The 16,389-nt window shown below is 66.5% G+C and carries 19 protein-coding genes, 1 pseudogene and 1 riboswitch; of the genes and pseudogenes, 16 read left to right on the forward strand and 4 right to left on the reverse strand.

What is annotated here, in order from left to right:
- Positions 1 to 101 precede the first annotated feature (101 nt).
- The 7 genes and pseudogenes from ACX80X_RS04720 to ACX80X_RS04750 all read left to right on the forward strand — a co-directional run bounded on the left by ACX80X_RS04720 (position 102) and on the right by ACX80X_RS04750 (position 6,310).
- Positions 102 to 920 carry a methyltransferase domain-containing protein gene (locus ACX80X_RS04720; RefSeq protein WP_252599122.1) on the forward strand — a complete coding sequence of 273 codons (819 nt, stop codon included), beginning with the start codon at positions 102 to 104 and terminating at the stop codon, positions 918 to 920.
- A gap of 75 nt (positions 921 to 995) precedes the next feature.
- Complete coding sequence (locus ACX80X_RS04725; protein WP_252599123.1) at positions 996 to 1,307, forward strand: type II toxin-antitoxin system Phd/YefM family antitoxin; 312 nt, start codon at positions 996 to 998, stop codon at positions 1,305 to 1,307.
- Entirely contained in the window at positions 1,307 to 1,696 is a 390-nt protein-coding gene (locus ACX80X_RS04730) for a type II toxin-antitoxin system VapC family toxin (RefSeq protein WP_252599124.1), read from the forward strand. Before ACX80X_RS04725 ends, ACX80X_RS04730 begins: the two co-directional genes overlap by 1 nt.
- A 40-nt stretch (positions 1,697 to 1,736) precedes the next feature.
- A complete protein-coding gene (locus ACX80X_RS04735) occupies positions 1,737 to 2,360 on the forward strand; it encodes a LysE family transporter (RefSeq protein WP_252599126.1) in 624 nt (207 codons plus the stop codon).
- A 132-nt stretch (positions 2,361 to 2,492) separates the two neighbouring features.
- Positions 2,493 to 3,502: pseudogene (locus tag ACX80X_RS04740) on the forward strand (bile acid:sodium symporter family protein).
- Positions 3,503 to 3,695: 193 nt separating this feature from the next.
- Positions 3,696 to 4,190 (forward strand): arsenate reductase/protein-tyrosine-phosphatase family protein, encoded by a 495-nt coding sequence (locus ACX80X_RS04745; RefSeq protein WP_252599127.1) that lies wholly within the window; start codon positions 3,696 to 3,698, stop codon positions 4,188 to 4,190.
- Positions 4,187 to 6,310 carry a chorismate-binding protein gene (locus ACX80X_RS04750; RefSeq protein WP_252599129.1) on the forward strand — a complete coding sequence of 708 codons (2,124 nt, stop codon included), beginning with the start codon at positions 4,187 to 4,189 and terminating at the stop codon, positions 6,308 to 6,310. The genes ACX80X_RS04745 and ACX80X_RS04750 overlap by 4 nt, the downstream gene beginning before the upstream one ends.
- 38 nt (positions 6,311 to 6,348) lie before the next feature.
- On the opposite strand, the gene cls is transcribed toward ACX80X_RS04750, so the two are convergent.
- Positions 6,349 to 7,788: a cardiolipin synthase gene (gene cls, locus ACX80X_RS04755; protein ID WP_252599219.1), complete on the reverse strand. Its 1,440-nt coding sequence runs from the start codon at positions 7,786 to 7,788 to the stop codon at positions 6,349 to 6,351.
- 128 nt (positions 7,789 to 7,916) lie between these two features.
- Here cls and ACX80X_RS04760 point away from each other — a divergent pair, with 128 nt between their 5' ends.
- From ACX80X_RS04760 to ACX80X_RS04780, 5 genes are all read left to right on the forward strand, one after another.
- A complete protein-coding gene (locus ACX80X_RS04760) occupies positions 7,917 to 8,858 on the forward strand; it encodes an aminodeoxychorismate lyase (protein ID WP_252599130.1) in 942 nt (313 codons plus the stop codon).
- A 66-nt stretch (positions 8,859 to 8,924) separates the two neighbouring features.
- The gene (locus tag ACX80X_RS04765; RefSeq protein WP_252599131.1) at positions 8,925 to 9,392 is read left to right on the forward strand and encodes an NUDIX domain-containing protein; all 468 of its coding nucleotides are present in this window, start codon (positions 8,925 to 8,927) and stop codon (positions 9,390 to 9,392) included.
- An 81-nt stretch (positions 9,393 to 9,473) separates the two neighbouring features.
- The gene (locus ACX80X_RS04770) at positions 9,474 to 9,938 is read left to right on the forward strand and encodes a pyridoxamine 5'-phosphate oxidase family protein (protein ID WP_141138681.1); all 465 of its coding nucleotides are present in this window, start codon (positions 9,474 to 9,476) and stop codon (positions 9,936 to 9,938) included.
- 13 nt (positions 9,939 to 9,951) lie between these two features.
- On the forward strand, positions 9,952 to 10,509 hold the full coding sequence (locus ACX80X_RS04775; RefSeq protein WP_252599133.1) for a GNAT family N-acetyltransferase: 558 nt from the start codon (positions 9,952 to 9,954) through the stop codon (positions 10,507 to 10,509).
- A 104-nt stretch (positions 10,510 to 10,613) separates the two neighbouring features.
- Complete coding sequence (locus ACX80X_RS04780; RefSeq protein WP_252599134.1) at positions 10,614 to 11,810, forward strand: acetyl-CoA C-acetyltransferase; 1,197 nt, start codon at positions 10,614 to 10,616, stop codon at positions 11,808 to 11,810.
- Between the two features lie 8 nt (positions 11,811 to 11,818).
- Here ACX80X_RS04780 and ACX80X_RS04785 read toward each other — a convergent pair whose 3' ends face one another.
- Positions 11,819 to 12,319, reverse strand: a complete 501-nt coding sequence (locus ACX80X_RS04785) for a hypothetical protein (RefSeq protein WP_252599135.1) — start codon at positions 12,317 to 12,319, stop codon at positions 11,819 to 11,821.
- Positions 12,320 to 12,444: 125 nt separating this feature from the next.
- Positions 12,445 to 12,560, forward strand: a riboswitch (SAM riboswitch).
- A 13-nt stretch (positions 12,561 to 12,573) separates the two neighbouring features.
- Here ACX80X_RS04785 and ACX80X_RS04790 point away from each other — a divergent pair.
- The 4 genes from ACX80X_RS04790 to ACX80X_RS04805 all read left to right on the forward strand — a co-directional run bounded on the left by ACX80X_RS04790 (position 12,574) and on the right by ACX80X_RS04805 (position 15,084).
- Positions 12,574 to 12,855, forward strand: a complete 282-nt coding sequence (locus tag ACX80X_RS04790; protein ID WP_459311378.1) for a DUF1737 domain-containing protein — start codon at positions 12,574 to 12,576, stop codon at positions 12,853 to 12,855.
- A complete protein-coding gene (locus ACX80X_RS04795) occupies positions 12,852 to 13,265 on the forward strand; it encodes a rhodanese-like domain-containing protein (protein ID WP_252599138.1) in 414 nt (137 codons plus the stop codon). The genes ACX80X_RS04790 and ACX80X_RS04795 overlap by 4 nt, the downstream gene beginning before the upstream one ends.
- Positions 13,262 to 14,470, forward strand: a complete 1,209-nt coding sequence (locus ACX80X_RS04800) for an O-succinylhomoserine sulfhydrylase (protein ID WP_252599141.1) — start codon at positions 13,262 to 13,264, stop codon at positions 14,468 to 14,470. Before ACX80X_RS04795 ends, ACX80X_RS04800 begins: the two co-directional genes overlap by 4 nt.
- A gap of 203 nt (positions 14,471 to 14,673) precedes the next feature.
- Entirely contained in the window at positions 14,674 to 15,084 is a 411-nt protein-coding gene (locus tag ACX80X_RS04805) for a methyltransferase family protein (protein WP_459311428.1), read from the forward strand.
- Here ACX80X_RS04805 and ACX80X_RS04810 read toward each other — a convergent pair.
- Positions 14,996 to 15,337: a DUF1905 domain-containing protein gene (locus tag ACX80X_RS04810; protein WP_252599143.1), complete on the reverse strand. Its 342-nt coding sequence runs from the start codon at positions 15,335 to 15,337 to the stop codon at positions 14,996 to 14,998. The genes ACX80X_RS04805 and ACX80X_RS04810 overlap by 89 nt on opposite strands.
- A gap of 84 nt (positions 15,338 to 15,421) precedes the next feature.
- Positions 15,422 to 16,336: a LysR family transcriptional regulator ArgP gene (locus ACX80X_RS04815; RefSeq protein ID WP_459311381.1), complete on the reverse strand. Its 915-nt coding sequence runs from the start codon at positions 16,334 to 16,336 to the stop codon at positions 15,422 to 15,424.
- Positions 16,337 to 16,389 lie beyond the last annotated feature (53 nt).

Consider the following 16,389-nt stretch of genomic DNA (forward strand, 5'->3'; position numbering starts at 1 on the left):
TCGCAGTAGATGTCGTCATGAGGGCTCATAACGACATTAAGTGCCACCTACTTCGGGGACGGTTCCGCCTGTTTTTCACTGCGGAGGGGTAGCGTTTCATTATGAGTGCGCAGCAGCCTGACGACGATGTGTACACGCACGGCCACCACGAGTCGGTGGTCCGCGCCCACGCTTCCAGGACCGCGGAGAACTCCGCGGCCTTTGTCATTCCGCACCTCACGCCCGGGGTTTCAGTGCTCGACGTCGGCTGCGGCCCTGGAAGCATCACCTGCGATTTCGCCGGGCTGGTGTCGCCCGGAAAGGTCACCGGCCTGGACCGGTCACCGGACATCATCGCCCAGGCCACGGCGCTGGCCGCCGAACGCGGCGTGGCCAATGCGGAGTTCCTGGCCGGCAACATCTACGACCTTGACTTCGAGGACGAAACGTTCGACGTCGTCCACGCCCACCAGGTGCTCCAGCACCTGACCGACCCGGTGGAGGCGCTGCGCGAGATGCGCCGGGTAGCGAAGCCGGGCGGCATAGTGGCAGTGCGCGACGCCGACTTCCACGGCATGAGCTGGTACCCCACGATCCCTGAGCTGGACGAATGGATGGACCTGTACCAGCGGATCGCACGACGCAACGGGGCCGAGCCCGACGCCGGCCGCCGGCTCGTGTCCTGGGCCCAGTCTGCGGGCTTCAGCAACGTGGCGCCCACCAGCAGCAACTGGCTCTATGCCACCGGGCAACAACGGAGATGGCAGGCCCGGGTCTGGGGCGAACGAGTGCTGCATTCGGCCTTCGCGGAGCAGGCCCTTGAATACGGCTTCGCAAATCCAGCGGACCTGGCCCGGATTTCGGCAGGATGGCACCGCTGGGGATCCACAGACGACGGCTGGTTCCTGATCCCGAACGGTGAGATCATCGCCCGGGCGTGATTTTCCACGGGCGTAATTTCCACATAGGCGCACCCGTGCCTATCCACCCTGCGCTGGCGGCAATAGCGTCGGACTATGAACCATTACGGAGAGAACGAATACTGGGCAGAGCCTTACACCGCTGAGGTTGACCAACTAGACTTGGTCAACATGGGACAGTACAACGTCCAAGAGGCAAAAACCCGCCTGTCTGAGCTGTTGAGCCTCGTCGAAAACGGCGAGGATGTGGTCATCGCCAAGGCAGGCCGTCCGGTGGCCCGGCTGGTGAAAATCGAGCGCCCCCACAAACGCGAGCTGGGCTTCCTGGCGCCCCTTCAAATTCCTGACGGGTTCTATGACCCGTGGACCGACGAGGAAATGGGTGAAGCGACAGGCAGGGATCATTGATGCGCCTGCTCCTGGACACCCACGTCTTCCTCTGGGCCCTCGCCGAACCCAGGAAACTGTCCACCAAAGCCAGGAACGCCATCACCAAGCTCGAGAACTCGGTCTACGTGTCGCCCATGACCGCGTACGAACTGTCCTACAAACACCATCAAGGCAAGCTGCCGGCTGGGGCGGCGATAGTGGCAAGCTTTGGACGGCAGGTGGCCCACCTGTACGCCTCTGAGCTGTCCATCTCCGCACCGCACGCATTGGCCGCCGGCCAGTTGGACTGGGAACACAAGGACCCCTTTGACCGGATCCTGGCTGCCCAGGCCATGGTGGAGGGGCTGACGCTGGTAACGGCAGATGAGGAGCTTCACGCATTCGAGCCCGTGACCACGCTGTGGTGAGGCGGCACTCTTGTTGTGCCGACGGCACTAAACTTGGCAGGTGCAATTCTCCCTTTGGCTCGCCCTCGCGGGCGCCGGCGCCCTGATCAGTTTCACGCCGGGTGCCGGTGCCATCAACACCATGAGCAACTCGCTGACGTCAGGGTTCCGCCGCTCCATCTGGGGCATCCTTGGCCAGCAGGCAGCCCTGGTTGTCCACGTGGTGATCGTGGCGTTGGGCGTCGGTGTGCTGGTGGCAAGCTCCCCGGTGGCCTTCAATGTGATCCGTTACGCCGGGGCCGCCTACCTGGTGTACCTGGGCATCCGCCAGTTCCTCAGCAAACCGGAGGTGGACCAGGAACAGGCCGCCGCCCTCCGGAACGAGCCCGCCTGGTCAATGTTCCGGCGTGGCCTCTGGGTCAACCTGCTCAACCCGAAGGCCGTCGTTTTCTTCCTCGCGTTTATGCCACAGTTCATCCGCCCTGAACAGCCGCTCGTGCCGCAGTACCTTGTGCTCACAGCCACCGTGGTGGTGATCGACATCCTGGTGATGTGGTTCTTCTTCGCCTTTGCCGCCAAGTCCTTCCAGCGGTTCACTCACAACGCCCGTGGCCAGAAGATCCTCAGCCGGATCTTCGGGGTGCTCTTTGTGGCGGTAGGAATTCTCCTTGCGCTGATCCACTAGGCCTGTTCTTCCAGGCCCGTCGTCAAGGCCTGGATCCACTGGCAAGCCTTCCGGCCGCAGATGTCTGACATTTTTGCCCTGAGCATGGTCATGAAGTGGTCACCTGCCGGACATCAATGCCACGATCGATAAATGCTTGAGGCAACCAAATCCCCCACATCGACAGAATCCGGCACTGATCACGCCCCGGTACCCACCAACCCGGCGCTGGCCGCCGAGGCGAAAATTGCGCGGCTTGCCGTCACGATCTTCCCGGCGCTGGTGGTCCTGGCGGGCGTCGCCGGCTTCCTTGTGCCAGCCACCTTCCAGCCGCTGGGGCCCAGCGTCCCGTACCTGCTGGGCATCATCATGTTCTGCATGGGCCTGACCCTGACGCCGCCGGATTTTGCCTCTGTGGTGAAGCGCCCGTGGGCAGTGGTCCTGGGCATTGTGGCGCACTACGTGATCATGCCCGGCGCGGGCTGGCTGATTGCCGTGGCGCTCCAGCTTCCGCCGGAGCTTGCCGTAGGCCTGATCCTGGTGGGCTGTGCACCATCCGGCACCGCCTCGAACGTGATGGCATTCCTGGCCAAGGGGACGCTGCCCTGTCCGTCGCCGTCGCTTCGGTATCCACCCTGATCGCACCGGTGGTTACGCCACTGCTGGTCCTATTCCTGGCCGGATCGTTCCTGGAAATCGACGCTGGGAGCATGGTCCTGGACATCGTCAAGACGGTACTCCTGCCCGTCATCGCCGGGCTGCTGGCGCGGCTGTTCTTCAAGAACCTCATCGCCAAGCTGCTACCGGCGCTCCCCTGGGCATCCGCCGTCGTAATTTCCTTCATTGTCGCGATTGTTGTGGCGGGCAGCGCCTCTAAGATCGTGGCCGCGGGCGGCATTGTGTTCCTCGCAGTGGTCCTCCACAACGGCTTCGGCCTGGGCCTGGGCTACCTGGCGGGCAAACTGGGCCGGCTGGACGATAAAGCACGGAGGGCGCTCGCCTTCGAAGTGGGCATGCAGAACTCCGGTTTGGCCGCCACGCTGGCCACCGCGCATTTCACCCCGCTGGCCGCACTGCCATCCGCCGTTTTCTCGCTCTGGCACAACATCTCCGGCGCGATCGTGGCAGCATGGCTGGCGCGGCGCCCGCTGCAGGACGCCTAGCAAGGCCGATCCTGGAAGGCAGACGGACGGACGGAATTTTGACTTTTCGGTCAAATTTCTTACGAATCTGTCACGTCATGTGAATGCCAGCTGGCCAAGAATGCCCACGGTCCCGCATGCTTAGCCCCAGGAACTCATCGTCGAGCCCATACGAATCATCGCCGTCTGCACGGGAAATATTTGCCGGTCACCGATGGCTGAGATGATGTTGGGCGCGGCCTTCCAAGCCGAGGGCATGGGCTCGGATGTGACAGTGGATTCGGCGGGAACTACCGGTTGTGAGGCAGGACAGCCCATCGATCCGCACGCCGCCCGCCGGCTTGCGGAAACGCACTTGAGCTCAGAGCACCATGTTGCCCGCGCCTGGCAGGCCGGGTGGTTCCGCGAGCGCGATCTCATCCTGGCACTGGACGTTGACCACTACGCCTGGCTGCGCGACGCCGCGCCGGACGCGCACACCATGAACAAGGTCCGGATGCTCCGCAGCTTCGACCTCGCCGCTGCCGGCAGCGATCTGCTGGACCAAGGCATCGAGGATCCCTGGTACGGGGGCCATGCCGATTTTAACGCCGTCTGGGAGCAGATCCGCGGCGCCGTGCCCGGCGTCGTCGCGCATGTCCGCATGGTCCTTGGCCAGGCGGCGCCGCGACAGCAGCTGATGCAGCAGCAGGTACGCTCTATTTCATGACCCCCGCACCTGTGATCATCGCCATTGACGGGCGATCCGGCGCAGGGAAAACCACTCTGGCCATCGAACTGGCCGCGCAGCTGCGGAACCATCACAAAGTCGCGCTCTTCCACCTGGAGGACATCTACCCGGGCTGGAACGGCCTCACCGCGGGCATCGAGCGCTACGTTTCCACCGTGCTCACGCCGTTGAGCCGCGCCGAGCCCGCCACCTGGACCAGCTGGGACTGGGAAAGGCATTACGACGGCGACACACGCGTCACGCTGCCCGCCGAGATCGTGATCATTGAGGGAGTGGGGGCGGCGGCGGCGGACGCCCGGCCCCTGCTCAGCGCTGTCATCTGGGCCGACTCGCCGGACGACATCCGCCGAAAGCGTGCCTTGGACCGCGACGGCGGCACGTATGAGCCGTTTTGGGACCAGTGGGCTGAGCAGGAGGAAGCCTGGCTCGCCGCCGACGACGTCCCTCACGAAGCCGATATCCGCGTCCTCAACAATGCCGACGGTTCCGCCACCGCCGACGTTATGCAGGCCCTCGCGTACCTGCCCGCTCTCGGACCTGCCCTTGTTCCCGAGCTTGCCGCCCGCCGCGGCCTCAGGCTGCGCGCAGAACGGCTGGACGCCAGGCCGGACGCCGCCGTGCTCTTCGAGAACCTCTACGGCGGCTCGGCAAATGCCGTCTGGCTGGACTCCTCCAACGCGGACGTCGCCACACCCGCAGGGCCGCTCCCGCAGCCGTCGCCCGCCACCGCGCGCAGCCGCTTCAGCATCCTCGCGGACGACGGCGGGACGTACGGCCAGGCGGTCACGCACCGGTCCGGCGAAAGCGTCATCACGGCAGGCTCCGCCACGGCGCGCGTGCCGGGACCGTTCTTCCGCTGGCTGGACACGGTCTGGGGACGCCGGGCGGTCCGCACGCCGGACGGCTACCCGGGCGACTTCACCCTGGGCTGGCTGGGCTGCCTGGGCTATGAGCTCAAGCGCGAAACCGGCGGGACGGACGTGGCGGCGCCGACCCCTGACGCGGCCCTGATCTTCGCGGGCCGGGCCGTCGTTTTGGACCACGTGGAAGGAGCGGCCTGGCTCCTTGCCCTGGAAGCGCCCGACGCCGACCACTGGCTGACCGACGCCCGCGCGGCCGTCGCTGTCGCCGCCGCTGTCGCCCCCGCCGCGAGCACGCCAGGCCCAGGGGACCAACGCACGCACGCCGGCGGCAGCGACGGCGTCGTCCGTCCCGTTGGGCCCGCGTTCAGCAGCCGCGACACGGAGCCCTCCTACCTGGCCAAAATCGCGGCCGCCCAGCACGAAATCCGTGAAGGGAACTCATACGAGGTCTGCCTGACCACCACGCTCACGGCCCGGCTGCCCGCCGCCGCGGCTGCCCCCTGGCCCACGTACCTCGCGCTGCGGCGGAAGAATCCCGCGCCGTTCGCCAGCTACCTGCGGTTCGGCGGGCTGACGGTGGCCAGTACGTCGCCGGAGCGGTTCCTGCGGATAACGTCCGACGGCGGCATGCGCGCCGAACCGATCAAGGGCACCCGCCGCCGGGGTGCTGATCCGGAGCGTGACAGGCAGCTGCGGGAGGATCTGGCGACCTCGCTGAAGGACCGCGCGGAAAACATCATGATTGTGGACCTGCTGCGGAACGACCTCAGCCACTTCGCGGAGCCCGGATCGGTGACTGTCAGCAGGCTGTGCGAGATCGAAAGCTACGCCACGGTGCACCAGATGGTCAGCACCATCGACGCGCGGCTCCTGCCCGGCTCGCCGCGGGCCGAGGCGGTGGCCGCCTGTTTCCCGGCCGGCTCCATGACCGGCGCCCCGAAAATCAGCACCATGGCAATCCTGGACCGGTTGGAGATGGGCCCGCGCGGCCTGTATTCCGGCGCGATCGGCTACTTTTCCCTCAACGGGGCCACGGACCTGGCGGTGGCGATCCGCACCCTGGTAACCACGGCGGTGGCCGGGGACGGCGGCGAACAAGCATCGACGGCGGAACTCACCCTCGGCGTCGGCGGCGCCATCACCGCCGACTCCGTACCTGACGAGGAGTACGACGAAATCCGCGTGAAGGCGCACGGTGTGCTTTCCGCGCTGGGTGCGGACTTTCCCACCGCCTGACCCCCCGAAGTTTTTGATGCTCCTATCCTTGTCAAGAGTTACTGGAGCGTGGCGGTCAGCCTGGCGACGTTATCGACATAGCGGGCGGCGAGGGGGCGCTGCAGCCAGTCGTCGAGTATGAGCTCGTTGGAAATGTCGCGGTATGTGTCTTCGACCGCGCGCATGCTGTTCACGGTTTCCGCACCGAGCAGCATCACCGAGACCTCCATGTTCAGCGAGAACGAGCGCATGTCCATGTTGCTGGAGCCCAGGACGGCCACTTCGTCGTCGATGGTGAAGTGCTTGGCGTGCAGCACAAAGGGCGCCTTGTAGAGGTAGATCCGGACGCCGGCTTCCAGCAGCGCCTCGTAATAGGAGCGCTGGGCGTGGTGGACCAGGAACTGATCGCCCTTTTCGGAGACGAACAGCTCCACGTCCACGCCCCGCTGGGCTGCGGTGGTGATGGCGTAGAGCAGGGAGTCATCGGGCACGAAATACGGGCTGCAGATGGAGATCCGGTGCTGGGCTGAGTAGATCAGGGTGTTGAAGAGCCGCAGGTTGTTTTCGGTGCTGAACCCGGGTCCGCTGGGCACCACCTGGGCCGTGACGTTGCCCGGTTCCGGGTTGGCCGGGAGCTGCAGCTGGTGTTCCAGGGACTCGTCCGTTTCGCTCAGCCAGTCCGTGGCGAACACCACGTTGAGCGTGGTGACGATCGGTCCGCGCAGGCACGCCATCAGCTCCACCCATTCGCGGCCGGCCTTACGGTGTTTGGGGTTGTTGTAGGAGGGCTCGATCAGGTTCTGCGAGCCCGTGAAGGCGAGTTCGCCGTCGACCACCATGATTTTGCGGTGGTTCCGAAGGTCCGGGCGGCGCCATTGGCCGTGGATGGGCAGCACCGGGAGCATACGCTTCCACTGGATCTTTCCCGCCCGCAGCCGTTGGAGCAGGTCGCGGTAACCCTTGACGCGGAGCGTGCCGATGTGGTCAAACAGCACGCGCACTTCCACGCCCCGCTCGGCGGCCTCCTCCAGGGCGGTCAGCAGGTCATCGGTGATATGGTCCGTGCTCATGATGTAGAACTCGGCGTTGACGAACGTCTTGGCATTGCGCACGGCCTGGGTCATGGCCAGGATCGAGTCCGGATAGCCGGGAATGAGGTCCACTGAATTGCCATCCACCATGGGGAGGGAGCCGAGCCGCCGGTTCAGTTCCCCGGCGGACTTCACCCATTCGGGCCCTGTGTATTCACTGACGACGTCGGCGAGCGCCGAGATGCCGGACCGCACCCGGGTATTGATGGTCTCCTGCTGCTGGCGGCGGCGGCTGGAGAGCTTGAAGTTTCCGAACAGCAGGAAAAGGACCAGGCCCAGGAACGGCACAAAGAAGATGCCCAGCAGCCAGGCCATGGCCGTGGTGGGGCGCCTGTTGCCGGGGATAATACCGATGGCCAGAACCCGGATGACCAGGTCCGCAATGCTGAGCACCACCACCACCCACATCGGCGCGGTACCGACAAGCGAAACTGGCCACAGCACTGGACTACCCCCGGATTGCGCGCACCCGCGGACCGGTTCCGGCGGGGCAATGACCACAGCTTAGCCGCGGCCGGCCCTACTAAGCTGGAGCCATGACTTCTCCTGCGCCCGTGGTGCTCGTTTTCCTTGACCCCGCGTTCCCGGACGGCCGGCTGGCCGACGCTTCGCAGCCCCAGCTGATGGCAACGGACCAGGGCGCCACCCGGGGAGACGGCGTCTTCGAATCGATGCTTGCGGTGGGCGGCGCGGTGCGGAAGCTGCAGGCGCATCTGGACCGGCTCGGCGGGTCCGCGGCCGCCCTGGACCTGGTGATCCCGGCGCAGGATGCGTGGCGGGCGGCGATCGCCACGGGCCTCGCGGCGCACCACACGCAGCACCCCGCGCCGTCGCCCGCCGAGGACGAGCTGGTGGTCAAACTCGTGGTCACCCGCGGCCCGGAAGGGGCAGAGTCCCCCACGTGCTGGGTTCAGGTCTCCCCGGTAGGCGCCCTCGGACGCCGCCAGCGCGAAACCGGTATCGACGTCATCCTCCTGGACCGCGGCTACAACAGCGATGTGGCTGAGCGTGCCCCGTGGCTGCTGCTCGGCGCCAAGACCCTGTCCTATGCCACGAACATGGCCGCCCTGCGGTACGCCCACAAACAGGGCGCCGACGACGTCATCTTCACCTCCTCCGACGGCCGGGTCCTGGAGGGCCCCACGTCCACGGTGCTGCTGGCACATCTGGAAACCTCCGACGACGGCGCCGGCACCTCCCGCACGGTGCGCCGCCTCATCACCCCGCAGCTGGACAGCGGGATCCTCCCCGGGACCTCCCAGGGTGCACTTTTTGCGGCGGCCAAGGCAGCCGGCTGGGAGCTCGGCTACGGGCCGCTGGAGCCTCGGGACCTGCTGGACGCCGACGCCGTGTGGCTGATTTCCAGCATCAGGCTGCTCGCGCCGGTGAACCACATCGACGGCAAAGAAATCGGGACGCCTGCGGTGCAGAAGCAACTGACGGCCGAACTCAACGCATTGTTTGCCGCGATCCAGTAGGTTCCGGGATTCAGCAGTTTCCCGGATCCCGTAGTTTTCCGAAGTTCAGCAGGGAGGCCTCAAGCCATGGTGGTTCTCAGTGCAGGGATCCTGCTGTACCGGCAGGGAGCAGACGGGCTGGAAGTGTGGATAGCGCACATGGGGGGACCGTTCTGGGCCCGCAAACAAACCCAGTCCTGGTCGGTTCCCAAGGGCGAGTACCTTCCCGACGAGGAACCCCTGCTGGCCGCGCTGCGCGAGTTTGCCGAAGAAATCGGCACGCCGCCGCCAGCTGTTGCCTACTTCGAGCTGGGCGCGTTCAGGCAACCGTCGGGAAAGATCATCACGGTGTTCGCCGCGGAGTCTGACTTCCAGCCCGAAAGGATTGTGAGCAACACGTTCCCGCTGGAGTGGCCCAAAGGATCCGGCATCATCCAGGACTTTCCCGAGGTGGACGATGCCCGGTGGGTGACGGAATCCGAGGCCCGCAGCAAGCTGGTCAAGGGCCAGCTTCCGGTCCTGGACGCCCTCAGGGAGCATATTGAGCTGCCCTAAGTTGAACTACCGAGGCCCGGGCCGGGGATTACGGTGGCACTGCCCTGTTGGTCCGTCGCATAGGTCCGTATGGTTTGGTGCATGAACTCTTACGCGCAGCCGATCAACAAATTGACATTTGACGAATGCTGGGAATTACTGGCCGACGACACCCTGGGGCGGCTGGCCCTTGTAGTGGACGGCCATCCGGAGATCTTTCCGGTCAACTACGTCCTGGACCGCAGGAGCATCGTCTTCCGCAGCGCCGGTGGCTCCAAACTGTGGGGCGCCCAGGCGGACCGTCCCGCGGCGCTGGAGATCGATGGATACGATCCCCGCACGGAGGTGGCCTGGAGTGTGGTGGCGCGCGGAGACACCGAAGTGATCGAGGCCCAGGCTGACAAGGACGCCGTCGACGCCCTGCATCTGGAGCCCTGGCAGTCTGGACCCAAGAATTACTACATCCGGCTAACCCCACTTGCACTGACCGGCCGCCGCTTCCAGGTCACCAAACCGGACGTCTGGAACACCCGGTTGTCGGACCGCCGTCGTGCTTCCTTCGAATAGCGCGGGAGAGTTCTTGCTTAGCGATGCCCCGGCCTTTCTCGTCCCGGGGGTCCGGATCCGGCTGCTGCGGCGGAGTGACGCAGCCGGCCTGAGCGAGGCCTACCTACGGAACCGCCAGCACCTCGAGGCTTGGGAACCGGAGCGGGACGAAGCCTTCTTCGCTCCCAGGCATCAACTGGACATCATCCGGGCCAAGCTCGCCCAGCATTCCGTGGGCCAGGAAGTTCCGTGGGTGCTGGTGGACCACAACGATCCCGCTTGCATCGTCGGCGCCGTCACCCTCACCGGCATCGTCCGCGGGCCGTTCCTCAACGCCAACCTCGGGTACTGGGTTGATTCCACCCTCAACCGGCGGGGCATCGGATCTGCGGCGGTCCGCTTCGCCACTGACCATGCCCGGACAGAACTGGGCCTCCACCGGGTCCAGGCGGCAACGCTGCTCGACAATGAGCGCTCACGCAAGATCCTCAAACGCGCCGAGTTTCGGGAAATCGGCGTGGCGCCGCAGTACCTGAAGATCGCCGGCCGCTGGCAGGACCACCTACTCCACCAACTGCTCCTCCACGGCTGACGCGATCGCGGCCGAATCCACAGCGCCTGCGCCACCTCACCGGCCCTCACGGTTCGCCTAAGCTGGCCCCAAGCACTCCTGAATCCGCAACCGAAAGGCAGACCATGAGCAACGACGCTCACATCCCCGTCATCCTGGGCGGCGCACGGACCCCCTTCGGCAAGTTCCGCGGCAGCCTCTCCGGGCTCACCTCCAGCGAACTGGGTGCCCACGCCATCCGGAACGCTCTGGAACGGTCCGGGGTGGCGCCGGAACAGATCCAGGCCGTCATCGTAGGCCAGGTTATCCAGGCGGGCGCTGGCCAGGGACCCGCCCGGCAGGCCAGCCTCGCCGCGGGCATCGGCTGGGACGTGCCCACCGTAACCATCAACAAACTGTGCCTGTCCGGCCTCACCGCGGTGATCGATGCCGCCCGGATGATCCGCGCCGGCGAGGCTGATTTCATCGTGGCGGCGGGCCAGGAATCCATGACCAACGCCCCGCACCTGCTGCCCCGGCTCCGCGGCGGCGTGGCCATCGGCGATGCGCCGCTGCTGGATTCACTGAACTTTGACGGCCTGCAGGACCCCGTCTCAGGCGAACTGATGGGCTCCGCCACGGACGCCGGGAACGCCCGCCTGGGCATCAGCCGCGAGGACCAGGACGCCGTCGCCGCCCTTTCGCACCAGCGGGCGGAGGCCGCCCGGGCGGCCGGCATCCTGGCTGAGGAGATCGCTCCGGTGGAGGTCCCGCAGCGCCGGGGACCCGCCGTCGTGATTGATGCCGACGAAGGCATCCGCGCCGGCACCACCATCGAGACGCTGGCGGCACTGAAGCCCGCCTTCTCCAAGGATCCGGCGGCCACCATCACCGCCGGTTCTGCCTCCCCGCTGTCAGACGGCGCCGCCGCAGTGGTAGTGGCCAGCAAGGCAGCAGCGGAAGCGGCCGGCCTGAGCTGGATCGCGGAAATCGGCAGCCACGGCCAGACCGCCGGACCGGATGGATCCTTGCATTCCCAGCCGTCCCGCGCCATTGAGCGGGCGCTGAAACTCGAAGGGATGACCATTGACGACGTGGACCTCATTGAGATCAACGAAGCCTTCGCCTCAGTGGTGCTGCAGTCCGCCACGGACCTGGGGATCGACGCGGACAGGATCAACACCGACGGCGGCGCCATCGCCCTGGGCCACCCGGTGGGCGCCTCGGGGGCCCGCCTGGTCCTGCATCAGGCACTCGCGCTGAACCGGCGCGGCGGCGGGACAGGCGTGGTTGCGTTGTGCGGCGGCGGCGGCCAGGGCGACGCCCTGATCCTCAAAGCCTGACGCCAGGGTCAGGCTCCGGGTCCAAGGATCACCAGCGGCACCAGGCGTTCCGCGCACGAAACCCGGACAAGTTCCGCCGGCCCCTGAGCCGCCCGGTTGTTCACCCCTGTGTCGTCGCACCAGTCCAGGTTGTACGGGTAAGCGGTGACCCCGGCCTTCCCGGGAGCCACGCCAGCCGGGACGGTGAACACGAAAGTGAAGCCGCCGTCGTCGGACATGGGAGCGAGCTCTTCCAGCACCGCGGTGCCGGTCGCATCCTTGACCGTCACCTGGACCTGCGCGTCGGTGCCGTAGCGGGCATCGCAAGTGGTATCCGGGGCGCTGACGGTGATCTGGTCGCCGGGTTTGGCGGCGGCAGGCGAGACGGAAAACTCCGGCGGCATGCAGGGCGCCGGCGCGAAAATGCTCCGGCAGCTTGTCACCCCCACCAGCACCGGCACGGCGCACAGCGTCACGGCCAAAACGCGCGCCCAGGCGCCCGTCAAAGAACGCCCTCGAATGTTCCCCATGACCCGATTGTCCCGTCGGCGCCGGCGTTACGGAAGCACGGCGGGGTCACGGAAGCACGCGATGGTTACGGAACATGACGTCGGCGGCGGTGCGGCCGGGCGGGCCGGATGTTACGTTTTTGGGGAGTAATGAGAACCGGCGCCAAGCCCTGACTGGCCGGTCGGCAACCCTCCCTTTCGCGGCGGGGTGCCTCAGGTGAATACTCGGCATATCGACCCATTCGAGCTGCAAGCGTGAAAGAAGGAGTTCCGTCGTGTCTGACGCACCCGCCCCTGCCCCCGCCCCCGCCCCCGCCCCCGAAGAGAAACTGTCGTACCGGCTTGTCACCGGGCCGGATGACAGGTCTTTCTGTGAACGGATTTCCACTGCCCTGGCCGAAGGGTATGTCCTGCACGGCAGCCCGGCCGCGACGTCCAACGGCGGCGTTGTGATTGTTGCGCAGGCACTCATCCTCCCGTCGGCCATCGCCACCGCTGATGCCGCCGTCGCCTCCGCCGTGGATGACCTCGATTTCGACGGCGAGGGCCACGCATGAGCTACGCCGGAGACCTCACCCCGCAGCAGGCCTGGGCCAAACTCGAACAGGGCGCCATTCTGGTGGATGTCCGGACCGAAGGTGAATGGGCCCACATCGGCATCCCGGACACGAAGGCCACGGACAACGATCCCCTGTTCATCCCGTGGACGTTCCCGGGTGGCATCCCGAACCGGGATTTCATCACCGACCTGACGCAGCAGGCCCCGGTGGACGACGGCACTGAACTGGTGTTCCTCTGCCGCTCGGGCCAGCGCTCCATCGCCGCCGCCATCGCCGCGACGCAGGCCGGTTTCACCTCCTACAACGTCCTGGAGGGTTTCGAGGGCGAGCCGGACCGCTACGGCGAGCGCACCGTCAACGGCTGGAAGAACCGCGGCCTGCCCACCAATCTGGGAATAGCCAAGTGACCTTCAACCCAGACGCCGCCAGCTGGAGCGCCGAGACGCAGGCGGTGCGCGGCGGGCTGGACCGCACCAACTTCCAGGAGACCACCGAGCCGGTCTTCCTGAACTCGGGCTTCGTCTACGAGTCCGCTGCCGCCGCCGAGCGCGCCTTCACCGGCGAGGACGAACGCTTCGTCTACTCCCGGTACGGCAACCCGTCCGTAGCCACATTCCAGGAACGCCTCCGCCTGCTCGAAGGCACCGAAGCGTGCTTTGCGACGGCGTCGGGCATGTCAGCGGTGTTCACAGCCCTGGGCGCCCTGTTGGCGGCCGGGGACCGCGTGGTTGCCGCGCGCTCCCTGTTCGGGTCCTGCTTTGTGATCCTGAACGAGATCCTGCCGCGCTGGGGCGTGGAAACCGTGTTTGTTGACGGCCCGGATCTTGAGCAATGGCGCGTCGCGCTGTCGGAGCCCACCACGGCCGTGTTCTTCGAGTCGCCCTCCAACCCGATGCAGGAAATCGTGGACATCGCCGCGGTCAGCGAGCTGGCACACGCCGCCGGGGCCACCGTCGTCGTCGACAATGTCTTTGCCACTCCCCTGCTGCAGCGCTGCGGCCAGCTGGGTGCGGACGTGATTGTGTACTCCGGCACAAAGCACATCGACGGCCAGGGACGTGTCCTGGGCGGCGCCATCCTGGGCACCAAGGAGTTCATCGACGGCCCGGTCAAGCAGCTCATGCGGCACACCGGCCCGGCCCTCTCCGCGTTCAACGCCTGGGTGCTCACCAAGGGCCTCGAAACGATGGCGCTGCGCGTGAACCACTCCTCCGCGTCCGCGCTGCGGCTGGCCGAATGGCTCGAACAGCAGCCGGCCGTCAGCTGGGTCAAGTACCCGCTGCTGAAATCTCACCCGCAGTACGAGCTCGCCGCCAAGCAGATGAAGGCCGGCGGCACCGTCCTCACGTTGGAACTTGCGACGACGGGTGGCCGCTCCGGCAAGGAAGCCGCCTTTGCGCTGCTGGACGCCTTGCGGATCATCGACATCTCCAACAACCTGGGCGACGCGAAGTCCCTCATCACCCATCCGGCCACCACGACGCACCGCGCCATGGGCCCCGAGGGCCGCGCCGCGATCGGGCTCAGCGATGGCGTGGTGCGGCTGTCCGTGGGCCTGGAGGACGTGGACGACCTCATCGGCGACCTGGAGCAGGCCCTGAAGCACATCTAGGTCTGGTTGGCCTGGTTCTGATTGGCGCGAAGGAACAGTTGAGGCCCTGTTTCTTGCGTCTTTCGGGGCCTCAACTGTCCCTTCGCGCCGGGAGGCCGTGACGTATGAACGCACACCGGGACTGGGGCCGGCTGCTTTCCAACATCCCGCTGCCCGAGCAGAACCTGGCGGGAATCGCCGTCGGCGTGGTCCTTCAGCGTTTGATGCCGCTCCGGCTCGGCGGGCCACACTTTCTGGTACGGACCATCGGCGCTGCATCGTTGGCGGCGGGTGGCGCAATCGTCAGCTGGGCGTTGCTGGCTGCCCGGAACACCCGGTTGTCCCGGCCCGATGCGTTGCTAACCGCCGGGCCGTATGCGCACTCGCGGAACCCGATGTACGTGGGCTGGGCCCTGGCGCACCTGGGAATTGGGCTGCTGCGCGATGATCTCTGGATGGTGGCGGCCCTCCCGGTGGCTTCCGTCGCAGTGCACCGCGGGGTGCTTGGAGAAGAGGCGATCCTGGCGGCGTCGTTTCCGGTGGAGTTCAGCCAGTACCGCTTGTCTGTTCCCCGGTACGTGCCTCGTCTTCGCCGTGGATGGCGAGCCGGACGGCCACTTCATCCCCGTCGCTGATGCCCGCCGCGTCCCGGACAGCCTTCTTGACGGGCAACAGGTAGGAGCGGCTTTTGCTGTCCGGAAAGACCGAGGTCTGCCAGGTGCAGCCGGAGATTTCCGCCGTGACTCTGACCGAGCCGAAGCCCTTCCGGAACACCGCTGCCTCCTCCCGGAGGTCGTCGGCGACCTCCACCGGGAGGGTCAGAAAGTGCCAGCCGGATTCGTCGGGATAGCGCCACAGTTCGGCCCGGAATGAGTACAACGACGTCACGGCCTGAGTATGGCATGCCGCGTTGCCGGACGCATCCCCTGTGGGGGCCCGGCCACGCGAACGGCGGGTGAGGCGAACGCCCGCTCAGGCGCCTGGCTGGCCGCCTGGCTGGCGCAGCTGCCGGGAGGCCGTCTCCCGGACGGCGGCGGTCAGCTGGTTGAGCACCGGGGAGTCGATTTTCCAGCGCTGCCAGTACAAGGACACGTCAACGGGGCTCGCGGAGGCCAGCTCCACGAGGGCGCCGCTGCGGAGGTCTGCCAGGCACTGTTGCTCCGGCAGCAGCCCCCATCCCAGTCCCAGCCGGATGGCCTGGGCGAACTCGGCCGACGACGGCACATAGTGCCGCGGCGCGGTCAGTTCCGCGCCGGTCATCGTGCGGAAGAACCCGTCCTGCAGGTCATCCTTTCGGTCAAAGTCCACCACCGGGGCCTGGCTCCCTGCAACAAGTTCAGGCCCGTCGGGCCACCAGCGCCGGAGGTAGCCGGGACTTGCCACCGCACGGTACCGCAGGGAACCCAGCGGTTCCACACTGCAGCCCTGGACCGGTTCCGGCGTTGCGGTAACCGCGGCCATCACCGATCCGGTCCGCAGGAGCTGGGTGGAATGCTGCTCGTCCTCCCTGCGCAGTTCGAAGCAAGCGCCGAGGTCCGGCGGAAGATTTGCCAGCGCAGGCATGAACCAGGTGGAGAGTGAGTCCGCGTTCACCACCAAGGGAATGGGCGCCGTCGGGCGGTCCCTGCTCTCGCCGAGCTCCTGCTGGGCGTCCCATTCGAGCTGCCGGACCTGCCGGGCGAACCGCAGGATGGCTTCTCCGGCTGTTGTGGGGCGGACGGGGTTGGTGCGCTGCAACAGGATCTGGCCGGCCGCGTCCTCCATCGCCTTGAGACGCTGGGAAATGGCCGACGGCGTGACGTACAGGCTGCGGGCCGCCGCCTCGAGCGTCCCCTCGTCCACGACGGCCGCGAAGGTCCGGAGCTGCTCGAACTGGAACATCTTCATTAGCTTTCCTTAATAGAGCTTAGAATATTTAGCTGGAGTAATCCTATGTCCGC

The sequence above is a fragment of the Pseudarthrobacter sp. MDT3-1 genome (genome assembly GCF_054510755.1).